The sequence below is a fragment of the uncultured Pseudomonas sp. genome, from assembly GCF_913777995.1.
Lineage (GTDB): Bacteria > Pseudomonadota > Gammaproteobacteria > Pseudomonadales > Pseudomonadaceae > Aquipseudomonas.
The window spans coordinates 1-15,441 of sequence record NZ_CAJYVE010000052.1; the positions used below are offsets into that span (position 1 = coordinate 1).

The following is a 15,441-nucleotide window of genomic DNA, read 5'->3' on the forward strand; positions in this document are numbered from 1 at the left end:
TCTTGACGACCATAGAGTGTTGGAACCACCTGATCCCATCCCGAACTCAGCAGTGAAACGACACATCGCCGATGGTAGTGTGGGGCTTCCCCATGTGAGAGTAGGTCATCGTCAAGATTAAACACCAAAACCCCTGACCGCAATGCGATCAGGGGTTTTGCTTTTGCGCGCGGAAAAACCTGTACAGCTCGTGGCCCGGCAGGCAGCGGCTTTTAGCCGCGAAGAGGCCGGTCATGCCAGCCAGTACCTGACCTAAACACAATACTGTTCGGTTAAGCGCTTTGCGGCTTTTAGTGGGAGCGAGCTTGCTCGCGAAAAGCTGGCTCAGCCGCTGAGCTTGCTGTGAACGTGACGCCGCCTTCGCGAGCAAGCTCGCTCCCACAGTCTGAACTGATCAGTATTGCGGCTAAAGCTCCCACCGGGCCATATGCCGCTTAAGCGAACAGTATTGGACCTAAACAGCGCGCAAAAAAAGACCGCCACTTGGGCGGTCTCCATATACACCTGAAGATCAGGCCATTTCTTCGCGTTCCACGTTCTGCTCGGCTTCTTCGCGACGGCGGATGTACTTCCAGTCCGCCTCGTCGATATAGATGCCATTCGGTCCGCTGCCGCCTTCCAGGTCGATGGCGACGTGCGCCGAAACCTGTGGCTTCACGCTGGCCAGGATCGGTACGAAGCCCAGTTGCTGGCTGGTCTCCAGCAGCGCCGACTGGTTCTTCTCGTCGATGTCTGCCGCTTCGTCCAGGTAGTAGGGCAGGCGGATGCGGCTGGCCAGGTCACGGTCCATAAGGTGCAGCAACAGGTACATGTTGGTCAGCGCCTTGATGGTCATGGTCGTGCCGTTGGACGCCGCACCGTCGATGTCGGTGTGGATGACCGGCTGGCCATTGACCTTGGTGATCTCGAACGCCAGCTCGAACAGGTCCTTGAGGCCCAGCTGGTTATGGTTGGCGGCCACCAGGCGAGCCAGGTACTCCTTGGCCTCTTCGTTCTTGTGATCCTGCTCGGCGCTCTGGGTCAGGTCGAAGACCGACAGGGTTTCGCCTTCCTCGTATTGCCCCGCACTGTGGATGATCTGGTCGATGTGCTTGAGCGCTTCCTTGTTGGGCGCCAGCACGATGCGGAAGCTCGCCAGGTTGGACACTTGCCGACGGTTGATCTCGCGGTTGAACAGCGCCAGCTGGTGTTCCAGGCTCTCGTAGTCGCTGCGAATGTTACGCAGGGTACGCGCGATGTCGGTCACTGCGGCACGTCGTGCCTTGCCCAGGGTCAGGGCTTCATCAGTGCGGTGTGCGTAGGCGTTGATCAGCAGTTGCAGGCGACGTTCCACATCCTCTTCACTGTCGAACTTGGCCACGCCCTTGAGGCGCACTTGGGCGTACAGCGCATCGATCTGCCCGTCACAGCGCAGCAGTGCCTGCCAGCTGTCCTGGTAGTCGTTGAGCAAGGGCAGCAGGTTGTCCATGGAGTCGTCGACCTCTTCCATGAACGGCGTGCCCATCGGCAAATCGGCCGGCAACAGCTGGCGACGGCGCAGGGCGTCATCCAGAGTGCGTTGCTTGGCTTCCAGATCGCCGATCTGCCGCGCCACCAGTTGCAGCTTGGCCGACAGTTGCTGGACGCGCTCGGTAAAGGCATCGCTGGAGCGCTTCAGGTCGTCCTGCGCGGCTTCCAGTTGCGCCAGTTCTTCGAGCTTGGCAGGTTCTTCGGCGCTCAGGGTCTGGCTGCGGCGGAAGTCCTCCAGCGCTTTCTGGGCGTCGAGTACCTGCTGATACAGCGCCTCGGTCTGGGTCTTGCTTGCGGTACGGTCGGCGGCTACCGACTGCTGGGTCTTGAGCTGCTTGAGCTCCTTCTCCAGGCGATCTTTCTGGTCACGCAGCGCAGCGCGGTCGGCCAGCGCTTGCAGGGCCGGTGGCTCGATGCTGGACAGGTTGATCGACAGGCCCGGCACCTCGAAGTGCTCGCCCTTGAAACCGTCGAGCACGGCTTCCAGCGATTTCACCCATTTGTCTTCGTCGTCCAGGGTGATGCCCTGTTCGCCCAGCGGCAGGCTGAACAGCGCACCGTTGAACAGACGCATCAGGCGTTCGACATCCGGTTGCGAGAATTCCTCACGCAGGCGGGCATAGCTGTTGTTGTCGGCATGGTCGAGCTGCTGCTTCACCGATTTCAGGCGCTTTTCCAGATCCCGCACGCGTTCGTCGAGATCTTCGGCGCTGAACTGCCGCGATTGCGCCAGCGCACCGGCCAGCTCGTCATGGGCATCCTTGGCCGCCAGCAGTTGCTGCTCCAGGACCTTGGCGTCCTCGACCAGGGCGAAGCGGTTCTTGAGTACCGCCAGTTCGCCCAGCCAGCGCTGGATGCTGCTGATCTCTCGTTCCAGGCGCATCAGCTCCTGGGTGCTGTTGCGCTGATCGTTCTGCATCGCATCCTGTTGCGCACGGTAATGCTCGGCCTGGATGACCAGCTCTTCCTTGCGTGCGCTGGAGTAGTCCGACCAGGTGCCCAGCAGCGAATCCAGCAGCGGCGACAGGCGATGCAGCTTGCCGCGCAGTACGTCACGCTGACGCACGCCGTTGGCCAGGGCTTCCACCAGCGGGCCGGCCTGCACCAGGGCGTTGTAGTCCTGCTCCATGCGCCGTACGTCGCGGAACGCCTCTTCGCAGGCGGCAATGTAGTCGACGCTGCCGGAACGCAGGCTGTGTTCGAAGGCATCGAGGAACAGCTGCTTGAGCTTGGCGGCGGTGATTTCGCGCATGTGCAGCAGGTTGATGAACAGCGCGCGGAAGGTCTTCAGGCTCTGCTCGCTGGTCGAGCGCAGCGGAATCAGGGTCAGGTCCAGCGGCACGGAGGTATGGCCGCCGACCAGCAGCCGCCGCAGTTCATCCGGCTTCAGCTCATAGGCTTTGAGGCCCTGGCTCTCCAGGTTGGCGAACAGCTCTTTCTGACGCAGGCAGGTGTCGTTCTTCTGGTAGTGGGCCAGGTCCAGTTGACCGGCGTAGGCGAAGAACTGGTGACCGAAGCCGCCCCCGGGGCCACGACCGACCACGCCAATGACATGCGGGCCATGGGGCAGGGCGACTTCCACCAGGATGTAGCTGGTGTCGGAGGCGAAGTAGAAACGCCGCGACTGTTCCAGGCTGTAGCGGCCGAAGCTCATGTCCGACATGCGTGCCAGGATCGGGAACTGCAAGGCATTGATCGACGCACTCTTGCCCAGGTTGTTGGCGCCATACACCGACAGCGGGTGCTCCAGTGGGAACAGGCCGAGGCTGTAGCCGGCGGTATTGAGCAGCGCGAAACGGCGAATGCCGTAGCGTTCCTGGCTCATGCGTTCATCTCCTGTTGTTCTTCGGCGATGGCGCGGGCCAGGGCCTGCTCCTCGGTTTCACCTTCAGCGAATTCGCTCAGGTCCAGCGGGTCGTCGGTGTGCAGCAGTTTCTCGTCGCTGTCGTCGTCGACCAGTTCCGGCGTCGGCAATGGCAGGTCGCTGTGCAGCGTGGCGGCCAGGTCGCGGTCCTGCTGTACCGACAGGCACACATCGAGGAAGCGGTGCATCGGTGGCAGGAAGCGGTACACGCCCATTTCCTCGCTGGCGAAGCCGAGCTGAGTCATGCGGCGCATGATCTTCTCTTCAAGCTCTTCCTGGGTCTGCACTTCGGCCTGCAGGAACAGGTCGCGGTATTTGTCCAGCAGCGAGGGCAGCTCGTCACGGCCCAGGCTGCCGCCGTCGAGCACGTTCATCGGGTCACGACCCTGGTCGGCCAGGTGCTCCACCAGGATGAAGGTGAACAGCGCCAGGCGCTGCGCGGTCTTGTTGACCTGTGCGGCGGCCTGCTCCGGTACGAAGTAGTAGAAACCACGGGTGTCGCAGACCAGCTCGAAACCCAGCGCCTTGAACAGCGTGCGGTACTGGTCCTGGGCATTGGACAGCTGCGCGTAGAGTTCAGGGTCGCGGCGGCTGATGTGGTAGCCCTTGAACAGCTCACGAAAGATCGGAGCCAGTTGGGACATTTCGGACAGATCAAGATGCATGGGTCACGCTCTCGGAATTCTCGGTAGGCTCGCCCTGGGCATTGAGCAGGGCAAAGGAGCGCAGGCTGACGCGATGCTCCCGGGTGAAATACTCGCGGCGCTCCAGGCGCTGGCGGGCAAAGCGTTTTTCGCGCGACAGACGCGAGAACCAGTACAGCAGTTCGTCGGTAGCCCCTTCGGGCTCCTGCTCCAGCAGCCAGGTCATCAGGTCGGGCATCGGCAGCGCGTCTTCGCAGCGGTCGAGCATTTCCTTGACCGTGCGAGGTGCGCGCGGGGCCTCGCCCTTGCGGGTGCCGCTGGCCTTGGGAAAACGTGCCGGCTTGGGTTCGAAACGCGCCAGGGCATACACATACGCCTCGACCTGGCTGGCACTGCCGAGGAAGGTGCTTTGCGGGCGGGTGAACAGCGGCATGGCCGCCTGCGGCACGGCGTCGATGCCCTTGCGGCGGATGGCCGCCAGGGCCAGTGCCGCCCCACGGGTCACGGCGTTGTGCCGACGCGCCTCTTCGCGCAGCGGCAGCAGCAGCTCGCGGGCGTGGCGCAGGGTCAGCTGGGCGCTGGTCTGCATTTCCAGGATGCGTGCGTGGGTGCGCAACAGCATGTCGTCATCGACCAGGTGTCCCAGGCGTTGCTGGTCGCTGAGCAGGCGCAGCAAGACCTTCTCGACCTTGCGCACGCCCTGCTCAAAGGCGCCGTCGGCGGCCACCAGCTGGATCATCGGCTCGACGTATTCATCCCAGGTCGCCAGCACTTCGGCATAGCGCTGGCGCAACGGAATCTGCCGGTCGCTGGTCTTGGCTCGTTCGGCCACGGCCACCAGTGCCTGCTCGTCGTTGCCAAGCTTCTTCAGTACGTCGCGAACCCGCATGTCCAGCAGGCGCAACTGGCGGGCCAGGTCGTTGGCGTCGCGGATGTCGAAGGCATCCTGGATATGCCCGGCCAGTCGCTCCAGGTGGCGCAGGTAGGCTTCGATTTCCAGGCACAGGCCAAGCCGGTGCTCACGGCGCAGGTAGGACATGAAGTCGTGGATCTGCGCATTCAGCTCGAAGCGGTTGGGGCTCTTGGCCACCGGCACGAGGATGTCGAGGCGGATCCAGACGTCCAGCAGGTGGGTGATGTCTTGCGGGGTGCTTTCCTGTTGCTGGCTGGCCAGCTGCTGACGCAACTCGCTCAGGCTCAGGGTGCCCTGGTCGAAGTGCTCGCATAAAGGCTCCAGCAGCGACCAGTGTTCGGCCAGGGCGCGCAGGACTCGCTTGGGTTCGATCATGTAAAGCTCGACCGTTGGCAAATGAAAGGCAGCGATTGTACTGCATCGGCCTGGCAAGATTTCACTTCAAGGGTGCCGCGTTGAGCCTGATTTGCGTGGCGCTGCAACGCACGGATGAACGGTCGCCTGCACACCACTGGCAGTAAAGCCATGCACCCCCTAGAATTGCCCGCCTGACTTATCCACAAGTGGCCGATGTTTTGCTGACCGAGTCCCGTCGCCGCGACTATCTGACCGCCATGCAGGTGGTCAGCTGGCTGCCACGCACCGAATTGCCTTTCGCCGCCCCCTCACGGCCGGAACTGCTGGCGGCCTTGCCCGAGCCGCAGCCCCAGATCGAGAGCGAGCCGCTGGTGCAGGCCCGTGTGCCTGTGCCCGGCGCGGCGCCGCAGGCCCGCCAGCCCGCCGAGCGGCCGCGCATCGAAGTGCCGCGCCCTTCGTCCAGCCCGGCCAGCAAGCCGCCTGTGGCCAACGACGACGCCGCAGAGCCACCAACGGCTCCCAAGGCACCGGTGGTGCCACCGCCGCGCTTCGCCCTGCAACTGCTGCGCGCCGGGCGCTGCCTGGTGCTGGTCGAACTGGCCACCGGGCAGCCGTTCCAGAGCCGCGACCCTTCCTACCTGCTGCTCAAGGACATGCTGCGTGCCGCTGGCCTGCCGGACAGCCCGCAGATCATCGGCGAGCCGGTGCGCTGGCCGCTGCTGGTGCGCGGCCAGATGGACCAGGGACCGGAGGCGGCGCGGGACTTCGTGCAGGGCTTCGTGGCCGCGCGCCTGGAAGAGCAGCCCTGTGCCTGCCTGTGGCTGATCGGCTTGCCGGCGGTGCGTTTTGCCGGAGAAGTGGACGAAGGCGCCTATTATCGTGAATTGCAGGTCGATGGCCTGGGATCGGCCTGGGCGCTGCCGGGTCTGGAATTGTTGATGGACGAGCCGCGGCGCAAGGGCAACGTCTGGCAAGCCATGCGCCGTCTGATGGCGCGCTGGAACACGAACGATGAGTGATGCGATCACCTTCCGCCGCATGACCGAGGCGGACCTGGATGCGGTGTTGAAAATCGAATACGCCGCCTTCAGCCACCCCTGGACCCGCGGCATCTTCCTCGATGCCCTGAAGTCCTATGAAGTGTGGCTGATGTTCGAGGGGGCACAGCAGGTCGGCCATGGGGTTATCCAGGTCATCATCGATGAGGCGCACCTGCTGAACATCACCGTCAAGCCGGAGAGTCAGGGCCGTGGCCTGGGCTACCGATTGCTCGACCACCTGATGAAGCGCGCCTTCGAACTCGATGCCCGTGAATGCTTTCTGGAACTGCGTGACAGCAATCGCCCGGCTTATCGCCTGTACGAGCAGTACGGCTTCAACGAGATTGGCCGTCGGCGTGATTACTACCCGTCCGCCGACGGCCGCGAAGACGCCGTGGTCATGGCCTGTACGCTACTGGACTAGCTACTCGGGCTTGCCATCCAATGGGTCGAGGTGGGCCAGTTCTTCCTCGTCCAGCCCGTGACCGGCACCAATGTCAGCCTGGTCGGTCAGGCTCAGGTCCTTGTCCGCCGGGTGATCGGCACCGGCTTCCGAAGGTGACCGTGCGCCGTCCTGGCGGATCAGCACTTCCGGGTCCAGGTCATCCTCGGTAGGGTGGTGGTCCGGCGTGGAGGCTCCAGTCATACCCGCTTCGCGAACCCGGCGATCTGGCAGTTCATGCTCAAGTTCCCGCGCCGGCAGCTCGTCACCGATGCGTGCGGGGGACTCGTCGTCGAAGTCCAGTTCCTCCATCGAGCCCATGCGGTCCTGAGTGTCGTCGATGGGCTCTGGCTGCTGGGCGTCGAACGGTCTGCGTGGCTCGTTCATGGCACGATCCTTCTTTCTGAATGTGTAAGGGTGGACCGGCCTGGTCAGTGAAGATTCCTTCGAAGCGACGGCTGTCGTGACTTGGCAGGCCAATGGCCAGTCATACCTGTGACCAACTCTGAGGTGACCCCCGTGAAGGCATTACAGGAACTGATCGACAACAACGCGCGCTGGGCAGAAGCCATCAAGCAGGAAGACCCGGACTTCTTCGCCAAGTTGGCGCGCCAGCAGACCCCTGAATATCTATGGATAGGTTGCTCGGATGCGCGGGTGCCGGCCAACGAGATCGTCGGCATGCTGCCGGGTGATCTGTTCGTGCACCGCAATGTGGCCAACGTGGTCCTGCACACCGACCTGAACTGCCTGTCGGTGATTCAGTACGCGGTCGATGTGCTCAAGGTGAAGCACATCCTGGTGACCGGCCACTACGGCTGCGGCGGCGTGCGTGCCTCCATGCAGGACCAGCAGTACGGCTTGATCGACGGCTGGCTGCGCACCATCCGTGACCTTTACTACGAGCATCGCGAAGCGTTGGCCAAGCTGCCCACCGAGGAAGCGCGGGTCGACCGTATGTGCGAGTTGAACGTGATCCAGCAGGTCGCCAACGTCAGCCACACCACCATCGTGCAGAACGCCTGGCACCGCGGCCAGAGCCTGTCGGTGCATGGCTGCATCTACGGCATCAAGGATGGTCGCTGGAAGAGCCTGGACACCACCATCAGTGGCCTGGACCAGTTGCCGCCGCAATACCGCCTGCGCCCGCTCTGAGGGCGACACCGTTCGGTTAAGCGGCATGGGGTCGGGCAGGAGCGGTTTTAGCCGCGAGAGCGCCAGGAAATTCACTGCATCTGTTGTGAACAGGCGGTCGCTTCGCGGCTGAAGCCGCTACCTACCCGGTCTGGCCGAACAATATTGGCGTTAGCCGCGAAAGCGCCACCGTCTGGCGGCTGAGGCTATTCACAGTACGAAGCGCCTCACCATGCTGTTGAGGTCGTTGGCCAGCAGCGAAAGTTCGTTACTGGCCATGCTGGCCTGTTGTGCGCCCGAGGCGGTCTGGGTCGACAGGTCGCGGATACTGTTGAGGTTGCGGTCCACTTCGTGGGCAACCTGGGCCTGTTGCTCGGCAGCGCTGGCGATCTGCAGGTTGCGCCCGTTGATGGTGGTGGTCGAGCTGATGATCATCGTCAGCGCCTCGCCGGTGGCCGCTGCCTGCTCCAGGGTCTGGCTGGCCTGGCTGGCGGTGTGGCGTAGCGACTGGGCCGTCTGCTGGGTGCTCTTCTGCACCCCGCTGATCAGCTCTTCGATTTCACTGGTCGAGTCGCTGGTGCGTTGCGCCAGCGAACGTACCTCATCGGCGACCACGGCAAATCCGCGTCCTGCCTCGCCGGCACGTGCCGCCTCGATGGCCGCATTGAGCGCCAGGAGGTTGGTCTGATTGGCGATGGAGCGGATGACGTCGAGGATGCTGTTGATGTTCTGCGTCTGTTCGGCGAGCCCTTCGGCCTGGTGAGACGAGTCCAGAACGTTGTCGGTGAGGTGCCTGATCGAACCGATGGTCGCCGACAGGCGCTCCTGCCCTTGCAGGGCCGCATGGCTGGACGCCTGCGACTCACTCACGGTGTTGCTGGCATTGCCGGCCACTTCCTCGGCGGCCTGGCTCATCTGGTTTATCGCCACTGCGGCCTGTTCGATCTCGCTGTTCTGCAGCTTGAGGTTGGTGGCGCTGACCTCGGCGATGCTGGTCATTTCCTGCACCGCGTTGGACAACTGCACTGCGGCGGCATGGATCTGATCGATGGTGCCGTGCAGGTTGCCGCGCATGCGTTCCAGCGTTTGCAGCAGCTGTGCCGGTTCATCCTTGCCAGCCGGCACGTCGTGCTCGGTCAGGTCACCCGCGGCGATGGTGTTGGCGATATGCAGGGCGTGGCGCATCGGCTGGATGATGCTCACGCTCAGGCGCCAGGCCAGCAGCAGGCTCAACAGCAGGACCGCGCCGATGGCGCCCAGGGCAATGACGCGGGTCTGGGTGTAGCGCTCGTCAGCGCTCTGCACGGCGGTCGCCGCGCTCTGGCGATTGAGTTCACGCAGCAGTTGCACCTGCATGTCCATCAGGTCGCCCTGAATCGACAGGGTGGTGTTGGCCAGCAGCCGCGCCTGGTCGAGGCTGCCTTTTTCGATCAACGTCATCTGCTCGTGCAGCGCGGGCATGAACGCCTTGTAGGCGTCCTGCAGGGCTTTCACCGAATCGCGCTCGGCTTCGGCGGTGGCGTGGTTGAGGTAGTCGTCAAAGGTCTTGTTGACCTCGTTGCGCAGTTGTTCGACGTTGATCTTGCTGTTGATCACCGCGCTGGGGTCGTCGGCATTGGCGATCAGTCGAACCGACTCGGCGCGCAGCTTGCCCAGGGCGATGGCCAGGGCGTCGGCCATGGCGATGCTCGGCAGCGCCCCTCCTTGAACGGCTTCGCCCTGGTCGCGGATCTGCTGCATCTGCAGCAGGCAGAAGGCTCCCAGTGCCACAGTAAGCAATGAAGAGAAACCCAGGCACAGCACCAGGCGCTGGGTGATCTTGAAACGGCGCAGCATCGTTGTAGGGAATCGACGAAATGCACGAGCCAGGAGTTTTTTCACGGTACACAACCCATATGAACGGACCTGTGGAGGGCTCCGTTTATATGATGTCTATGTGACATATTTGCGGCTAAGCTGTTGTTTGACGTCAAAAAACTGGAGGTTGACCGGAGTTTTCGACGAGCGGTGCAACGTCGATTTCCTCGAGCAGTTCATCAAGGTAGCGCTGCACACGCTGGTGGCGGATGCGGGCCATCTGGCGTCCTGTGGCGGTCTGGAAACCATCGGCCAGGCGCAGCAGCTTGGTCTGGACGTGGTCGATGGTAAACCGCGTGTCGTTCAGGGGGCGCTGGCGGGCGGTGGGGTCCAGCGGGTCGTACAGGGGGCGCCCCAGGCGCCCCGAGACATGGAACATCCGGGCCACGCCGATCATGCCCAGCGCGTCCAGACGGTCGGCGTCCTGGAGGATGCGCGCCTCCAGGCTAGTGGGCACGACCCCGGCAGAAAAGCTGTGTGCCTCAATGGCGTGGCTCACCTGCGCGATGCGCTGTTCGTCCCAGCCCATTTCCTTCAACAGTTCGCCTGCACGTGCTGCGGCCAGGCGCGAAGCACTGCTGCGGAACGGCGAGTTCTTCTCTACCGCCACACAGTCGTGCAGCAGGGTCGCGGCCACCAGCACCTCGGGATCGCCGCCTTCGCGGTTGCGGATGGCGCAGACGTTCTTCCACACCCGCAGCAAGTGCGACATATCGTGAGCGCCATCGGAGGCGTTGGCGCCAGCGTGCGGCAACAGAAGGCTGGCAAGGTCCTGGAAGGGCTCGAACAGGAAGGCTGGCATCATGGCACTCCTGGAAAGATTGCCCTGCTAGCTTGCCGTCATCATGCCGGTAGCCGCAAGCGCGCGTGGCAGCCAGGCGCTGACGGCCAGGGTAAAAACCCTTTATACTTCGTGGTTTTTCCACCCCTCGATGCGAGAACCTCAGTGAGCTTACCTTCCTGCCCGAAATGCAATTCCGAGTACACCTATGAAGACGGCAGCCTGCTGATCTGCCCGGAATGCGCCCATGAGTGGTCAGCCCAGGGCGAGGTCGGCGACGCCGATGACGTCAAGGTCATCAAGGACGCCACCGGCAACGTGCTGCAGGACGGCGACACGGTCACCGTGATCAAGGACCTCAAGGTCAAGGGCTCGTCGCTGGTGGTCAAGGTCGGCACCAAGGTCAAGAACATCCGCCTGGTAGACGGCGACCACGACATCGACTGCAAGATCGATGGCATCGGCGCCATGAAGCTCAAGTCCGAGTTCGTCAAAAAAGCCTGATTACCTGCGCCGTGGTGGCCTTCGGACCGCTACGGCGACCTCCTCCTGCAGGTTGTCGTCACCGCCGGGCGGTCGTAGAATCGCCGTCATCGCCTACATACCCACAATAATCCATCCCCATCGCGCTGCGTTCTGGCCTGGCCACGAGCGAGCGTGTTCCTGCGCCGGTATTTCTCCCGCGTGAAGCTCTCCCGGCCTCGCTGCACCAGGCCGCAACGTCCAGGCATTCGACAAGCTTGCCTGTGTGCTACATCCCCGGAGTGAAGTCTCTTGTCGACCCGTCCCCCCAAGGTTGCACCTGCTGGCAGTTGGCTCGGCGTCATCGCCCTGGCCCTGGCCGCTTTCATCTTCAATACCACCGAGTTCGTGCCCATCGGCCTGTTGAGCAACATCGGGCAGAGCTTCGACATGAGCACTGCGCAGGTCGGCCTGATGCTGACGGTCTACGCCTGGGTGGTGTCGCTGATGTCGCTGCCGATGATGCTGCTCACTCGCAACATAGAGCGTCGTCGGCTGCTCATCGGCCTGTTCGTGATCTTCATCCTCAGCCATGTACTCTCGGCGGTGGCCGGCAGTTTCGGCGTGTTGCTGGTCAGCCGAGTGGGGATCGCTTTCGCCCATGCGGTGTTCTGGTCCATCACCGCCTCCCTGGCGGTACGTGTTGCGCCGCCGGGGCGCCAGGTGCAGGCGTTGGGGCTGCTGGCTACCGGCACTTCGCTGGCCATGGTGCTGGGCATTCCGCTGGGGCGCATGCTGGGCGAGGCGCTGGGCTGGCGCACCACCTTCATGAGCATCGCGGCCGTGTCGTGTGTGGCCCTGCTGCTGGTCTGGCGGGTGCTGCCGCTGTTGCCCAGCCAGAACTCCGGCTCGCTGCGCAGCCTGCCGACGCTGTTCAAGCGGCCGCGCCTGGTGGTGCTGTATGGGCTCACGGCCATGGTGGTCACCGCGCATTTCAGTGCCTACACCTATATCGAGCCGTTCGCGCAGACCGTTGCCGGTCTGCCAGGCGAGATGACCACGCTGTTGCTGCTGCTGTTCGGCGGCGCGGGAATCATTGGCTCGCTGGTCTTCAGCCTGTTCAGCAGCCGTTTTCCCAACATCCTGCTGATCGGCACCATCGGCGTGCTGGGCGCCTGCCTGTGGCTGCTCTGGCCGTTGGCGGGCAATGCCTACGCACTCGCTGCCTTGAGCGTGGTGTGGGGCATGACGATGATGTGCTTCGGCCTGGTCCAGCAGTCGCGGGTGCTGACCCTGGCGCCAGACGCGACCGACGTCGCCATGTCGCTGTTCTCCGGCATCTTCAACATCGGCATTGGCGGTGGTGCGCTGCTGGGCAGCCTGGTCAGCAGCCACGCCGGTGTTTCCTTCGTGGGCATTGCCGGCGGGACACTGGCCACCGCAGGGCTGCTGCTGTGCGCGGTGGCGACCTGGCGGTTCGCCACGCAGGAGGAAGGGCAGGTGGTGAGGGACAGCTGAGCGGGCCTCAGCCCTTCAGGCGTCCCAGCCATTCCAGCGAGGTCCGCCAGATGCAGATGCCCAGGAAATAGGCCGACATCAGCAGCCAGATGCCCAGCAGCACCGGATTTTCATGCGGGTGCATGAAGATCAGCCCGCCGCTGGAAGCCAGCCAGACAGTGGTCACGGCGATATTGATCGGCATGAAGCGACGTACCCGGAAGGGGTGCAGGAACTTCATGCGGGTCAGGGTCAGCAGCGCCAGGCCGATGATGGTCAGGAAGGTCACCCAAGGGTTGGGGGCGAGGATGAACAGGCACAACGCGACCACGTTCCAGGCGGCGGGGAAGCCCTGGAAGTAGTTGTCCTTGCTCTTCATGTCGACATTGCAGAAGCAGAATAGCGACGACACCAGGATCAGCGACACGCTGAGCAGCCGTGTGTAATCCGGCAGCGGGATGTACCAGTAGATGAACAGTGCCGGAATGAACACGTAGGTCAGGTAGTCGATGACCAAGTCCAGGGTCGAACCATCGAAGTGCGGCAGCACCGAACTGGTGTTGAGTTTGCGGGCCAGCGAGCCGTCCACGCCATCGACGATCAGCGCCACGCCCAGCCACAGCAGACAGGCCTTGGGCTGACTTTCGAACAGAGCGATGGTGGCCAGGAAGGCCAGGACGACGCCGGTGGCGGTGAAGCCATGAGCGCCCCAGGCGTTGAGCCGGGCGATGCGCGGATCGGATATCACGTGCTGTTCTCCAGAAACCATGCCAGGCAGCGCCTGGCCATTCAGCTGTTATCGACCGGTGAAAGCGCCAGAAGGTTCAGCGCTGGCTTTGGCCGGGTTGGTCGAACCATTGGCGATCCCTTGCATGCCGGTCTTCACCGGGGTCCACGAAACAGGTCGGCGCTGCGCCGTTGGCGTTGAGCTGGCTGATGTGCAGCGGCTGGCCCTGCTCGTTGAGCAGCACCTGACCGATGCCGGCCGAATTCCATAGCCGCTCGCCGGCCTGGCTGTGCTCGGGCGTGCGCGGGATGACTTTCATCCGGCGCCGCTTGGTGAACCAGTTCAGCGGAGAACGGGGTGAGTATAGCCAGCGGTTGAGGCGATCAAAGACCTCCAGCAGACGCCGGGGAAACTCGTTCTTGATGCCACTGCTGGTGACCTGCCAGATGCGCGGGCCGCCCTTGCGATGGCGAATGAGGATTTCATAGACGAACGAATAATGCACGTCGCCCGAGAGAATCACGTAGTTCCCCGGAGTACGCGAGTGGCGAAAGATGTTGAGGATCACCTGCGCCGCACCGCGGTGCGCCATCCAGTTTTCCGCATCCACCAGCAGCGGGTAGCCGCACCAGCTGAACACCCGCTGGATCGCTTCGATCAGCTTGACGCCGAATACCGGGGCTGGCGAAACGATGATCGCGCTCTTGTGGTCGAGCAGTTCCTGCTGCAGTTCGCACAGCGCCTCCCAGTCCAGCAGGCCGGAGGGCTGTGCCAGGTTCGACTCGCTGCGCCAGCGCCGCGTACGGGTGTCGAGCACCACCAGCGCCGGCTGGGTGGGCAGCACGTAGTGCCATTGCTCGAAGCGCAGCAGGCTGTCGATCAGGGCGTTCTGCGGCTGGCTGTCGAGCCTGGCGTCGTTGGCCATGGCCCGGCGTGTCAGGGCATCGGCCTGGGCGATCAGTTCGCTGAACACATCGGGGTTGTTGCCCCAGCCCTGGCACAACAGGTAGCCGATCAGGGCGTTGCCGATGATGCGTCGGGAAAACGGGTGTCCGTACGCGGTCTCCTCCCAACTGGCCGAGAGGTTCCAGTCGTCGGTCACATCGTGATCGTCGAAGATCATCAGGCAGGGCAGGTGGGCCATGACCCGCGCCACGTCGCCAAGCCCCTGGCGGAAGCCGTCGAGGTGCTGACATTCGTTGGCGTAGCGTTTGCGCTGCCTGTCGTCGAGGGCAGGCGGCGGCGTGTCGACCAGGGTCCAGGGCACCGGTGACCAGGCCAGCAGGTACATGGCCATGATTTCACCCAGGGTCACCAGGTGATTGTCTGCACTGCTGCTGGTGAACACCGGTTTGCGCACGCCGCCGAAGAAGCGCTCACGCAGTGTTTCGTTGCTTTGCAGGGCTGGCAGCAGCTCGGCGCGGCGATAGTAGCTGGCCGGGTGTCGGTAGAGGCTGGCGCTGTCATCCACCACCGCACCGTCGAGCTGTTCGTCGAACAGACCCAGGCGTTCGATCAGCGCATGAATGGCTCGCAGCATGGGGCCTGCAACGTCGTCGGCGTAGATCTGGTCGCCGCTCATCATCAGCAGTGCCGGGCGGGCAGTGGCTTCGTGCTTTTCGGCCAGCAGGCGGTCAGCACATAACAGGCCGTCGGCCGCCGGATGATGGGGTTTGCGGCACGAGCCATGCAGCAGGTGGTCGACCCGGCGGCGCATCACGAAGCTGGGCGACGCCGCGCCAGGGTAGAGCAGGTGCGGCGCCCACTCGGCGATCGGCGAGCGGGCCGGGCCGATCAGCAGGTCGTAGTCGATCAGCGTGTCGTACGGCAGGGGCGTGTCCAGGCGCAGGTCGACCAGGTGCACGAAGGCATGGCGGCCGACGGCGATCACCTGGCAGCTGCGCTCATCGAGGCGGTGCTCGTGAGTTTGTGCGGGTGCCGTGCTGTCGCCGAGGCTCAGGCGCAAGGTCAGGTCCAGCGGGCGGCTGGCGGTCAGCCACAGCACCAGGCGGGTGCTTTCCTGGCGGCGCAGGATGGGGCCGGCCAGGACAGGGGGCAATGCTGAAGAACGCGTACAGGGTGAGGCAGACATCCGCTTGAATGGCTCTGGAAAACACAGCCGGATGTTAACGCTTGCGGTGTGAAAATTTCCTCGTCGTGTTCGGCTGCTGCAAATGAGCGCAGCCCGCAGTACGAAAACGCTGAAACGGCGCT

13 protein-coding genes and 1 rRNA gene are annotated in these 15,441 nt (G+C 63.6%); 6 read left to right on the forward strand and 8 right to left on the reverse strand.

The features are described 5' to 3' along the window. The first annotated feature begins 1 nt into the window (after position 1). Positions 2–117: ribosomal RNA gene (rrf, locus tag QZ497_RS20715) — 5S ribosomal RNA — on the forward strand. Between the two features lie 394 nt (positions 118–511). Here the strand turns inward: rrf and mksF are convergent. The 3 genes from mksF to mksB are packed head-to-tail and all read right to left on the reverse strand — an operon-like array spanning position 512 to position 5,305. After that, the gene (gene mksF / locus QZ497_RS20720) at positions 512–3,334 is read right to left on the reverse strand and encodes an Mks condensin complex protein MksF (RefSeq protein ID WP_295478977.1); all 2,823 of its coding nucleotides are present in this window, start codon (positions 3,332–3,334) and stop codon (positions 512–514) included. Further along, on the reverse strand, positions 3,331–4,038 hold the full coding sequence (gene mksE, locus QZ497_RS20725) for an Mks condensin complex protein MksE (RefSeq protein ID WP_295478980.1): 708 nt from the start codon (positions 4,036–4,038) through the stop codon (positions 3,331–3,333). Before mksE ends, mksF begins: the two co-directional genes overlap by 4 nt. Next, positions 4,028–5,305 carry an Mks condensin complex protein MksB gene (gene mksB / locus QZ497_RS20730; RefSeq protein ID WP_295478983.1) on the reverse strand — a complete coding sequence of 426 codons (1,278 nt, stop codon included), beginning with the start codon at positions 5,303–5,305 and terminating at the stop codon, positions 4,028–4,030. The genes mksE and mksB overlap by 11 nt, the downstream gene beginning before the upstream one ends. 200 nt (positions 5,306–5,505) lie before the next feature. On the opposite strand from mksB, the gene QZ497_RS20735 reads away from it, so the two are divergent. Continuing rightward, entirely contained in the window at positions 5,506–6,306 is an 801-nt protein-coding gene (locus QZ497_RS20735) for an energy transducer TonB (protein ID WP_295478986.1), read from the forward strand. Continuing rightward, positions 6,299–6,751 (forward strand): ribosomal protein S18-alanine N-acetyltransferase, encoded by a 453-nt coding sequence (gene rimI, locus QZ497_RS20740; RefSeq protein WP_295478990.1) that lies wholly within the window; start codon positions 6,299–6,301, stop codon positions 6,749–6,751. Before QZ497_RS20735 ends, rimI begins: the two co-directional genes overlap by 8 nt. On the opposite strand, the gene QZ497_RS20745 is transcribed toward rimI, so the two are convergent. Continuing rightward, positions 6,752–7,156 (reverse strand): serine kinase/phosphatase, encoded by a 405-nt coding sequence (locus QZ497_RS20745; protein ID WP_295478993.1) that lies wholly within the window; start codon positions 7,154–7,156, stop codon positions 6,752–6,754. Positions 7,157–7,288: 132 nt separating this feature from the next. Here QZ497_RS20745 and can point away from each other — a divergent pair, with 132 nt between their 5' ends. Continuing rightward, positions 7,289–7,924 (forward strand): carbonate dehydratase, encoded by a 636-nt coding sequence (gene can, locus QZ497_RS20750; protein ID WP_295478996.1) that lies wholly within the window; start codon positions 7,289–7,291, stop codon positions 7,922–7,924. A gap of 189 nt (positions 7,925–8,113) precedes the next feature. Here can and QZ497_RS20755 read toward each other — a convergent pair whose 3' ends face one another. Both QZ497_RS20755 and QZ497_RS20760 read right to left on the reverse strand, forming a co-directional pair. Next, entirely contained in the window at positions 8,114–9,739 is a 1,626-nt protein-coding gene (locus tag QZ497_RS20755; RefSeq protein ID WP_295478999.1) for a methyl-accepting chemotaxis protein, read from the reverse strand. A gap of 133 nt (positions 9,740–9,872) precedes the next feature. Continuing rightward, a complete protein-coding gene (locus QZ497_RS20760) occupies positions 9,873–10,562 on the reverse strand; it encodes an HD domain-containing protein (RefSeq protein WP_295479143.1) in 690 nt (229 codons plus the stop codon). 144 nt (positions 10,563–10,706) lie between these two features. Here QZ497_RS20760 and QZ497_RS20765 point away from each other — a divergent pair, with 144 nt between their 5' ends. Together QZ497_RS20765 and QZ497_RS20770 are read left to right on the forward strand one after the other, a co-directional pair. After that, the gene (locus QZ497_RS20765) at positions 10,707–11,045 is read left to right on the forward strand and encodes a zinc ribbon domain-containing protein YjdM (RefSeq protein ID WP_295479002.1); all 339 of its coding nucleotides are present in this window, start codon (positions 10,707–10,709) and stop codon (positions 11,043–11,045) included. A gap of 270 nt (positions 11,046–11,315) precedes the next feature. Next, positions 11,316–12,521: a sugar transporter gene (locus QZ497_RS20770; protein WP_295479005.1), complete on the forward strand. Its 1,206-nt coding sequence runs from the start codon at positions 11,316–11,318 to the stop codon at positions 12,519–12,521. 7 nt (positions 12,522–12,528) lie between these two features. Here QZ497_RS20770 and pcsA read toward each other — a convergent pair whose 3' ends face one another. After that, positions 12,529–13,248, reverse strand: coding sequence for a phosphatidylcholine synthase (gene pcsA, locus QZ497_RS20775; protein ID WP_295479146.1), 720 nt, complete (start codon positions 13,246–13,248; stop codon positions 12,529–12,531). Positions 13,249–13,324: 76 nt separating this feature from the next. Beyond that, positions 13,325–15,319 carry an alkaline phosphatase D family protein gene (locus QZ497_RS20780; protein ID WP_295479008.1) on the reverse strand — a complete coding sequence of 665 codons (1,995 nt, stop codon included), beginning with the start codon at positions 15,317–15,319 and terminating at the stop codon, positions 13,325–13,327. Positions 15,320–15,441: the final 122 nt, after the last annotated feature.

Coding starts and splice junctions, on each gene's coding strand:
- mksF (WP_295478977.1), bottom strand. CDS start 3,334: ATGAGCCAGGAACGCTACGGCATTCGCCGTTTCGCGCTGCTCAATACC.
- QZ497_RS20760 (WP_295479143.1), bottom strand. CDS start 10,562: ATGCCAGCCTTCCTGTTCGAGCCCTTCCAGGACCTTGCCAGCCTTCTG.
- QZ497_RS20755 (WP_295478999.1), bottom strand. CDS start 9,739: ATGCTGCGCCGTTTCAAGATCACCCAGCGCCTGGTGCTGTGCCTGGGT.
- mksB (WP_295478983.1), bottom strand. CDS start 5,305: ATGATCGAACCCAAGCGAGTCCTGCGCGCCCTGGCCGAACACTGGTCG.
- QZ497_RS20780 (WP_295479008.1), bottom strand. CDS start 15,319: ATGTCTGCCTCACCCTGTACGCGTTCTTCAGCATTGCCCCCTGTCCTG.
- rimI (WP_295478990.1), top strand. CDS start 6,299: ATGAGTGATGCGATCACCTTCCGCCGCATGACCGAGGCGGACCTGGAT.
- mksE (WP_295478980.1), bottom strand. CDS start 4,038: ATGCATCTTGATCTGTCCGAAATGTCCCAACTGGCTCCGATCTTTCGT.
- QZ497_RS20745 (WP_295478993.1), bottom strand. CDS start 7,156: ATGAACGAGCCACGCAGACCGTTCGACGCCCAGCAGCCAGAGCCCATC.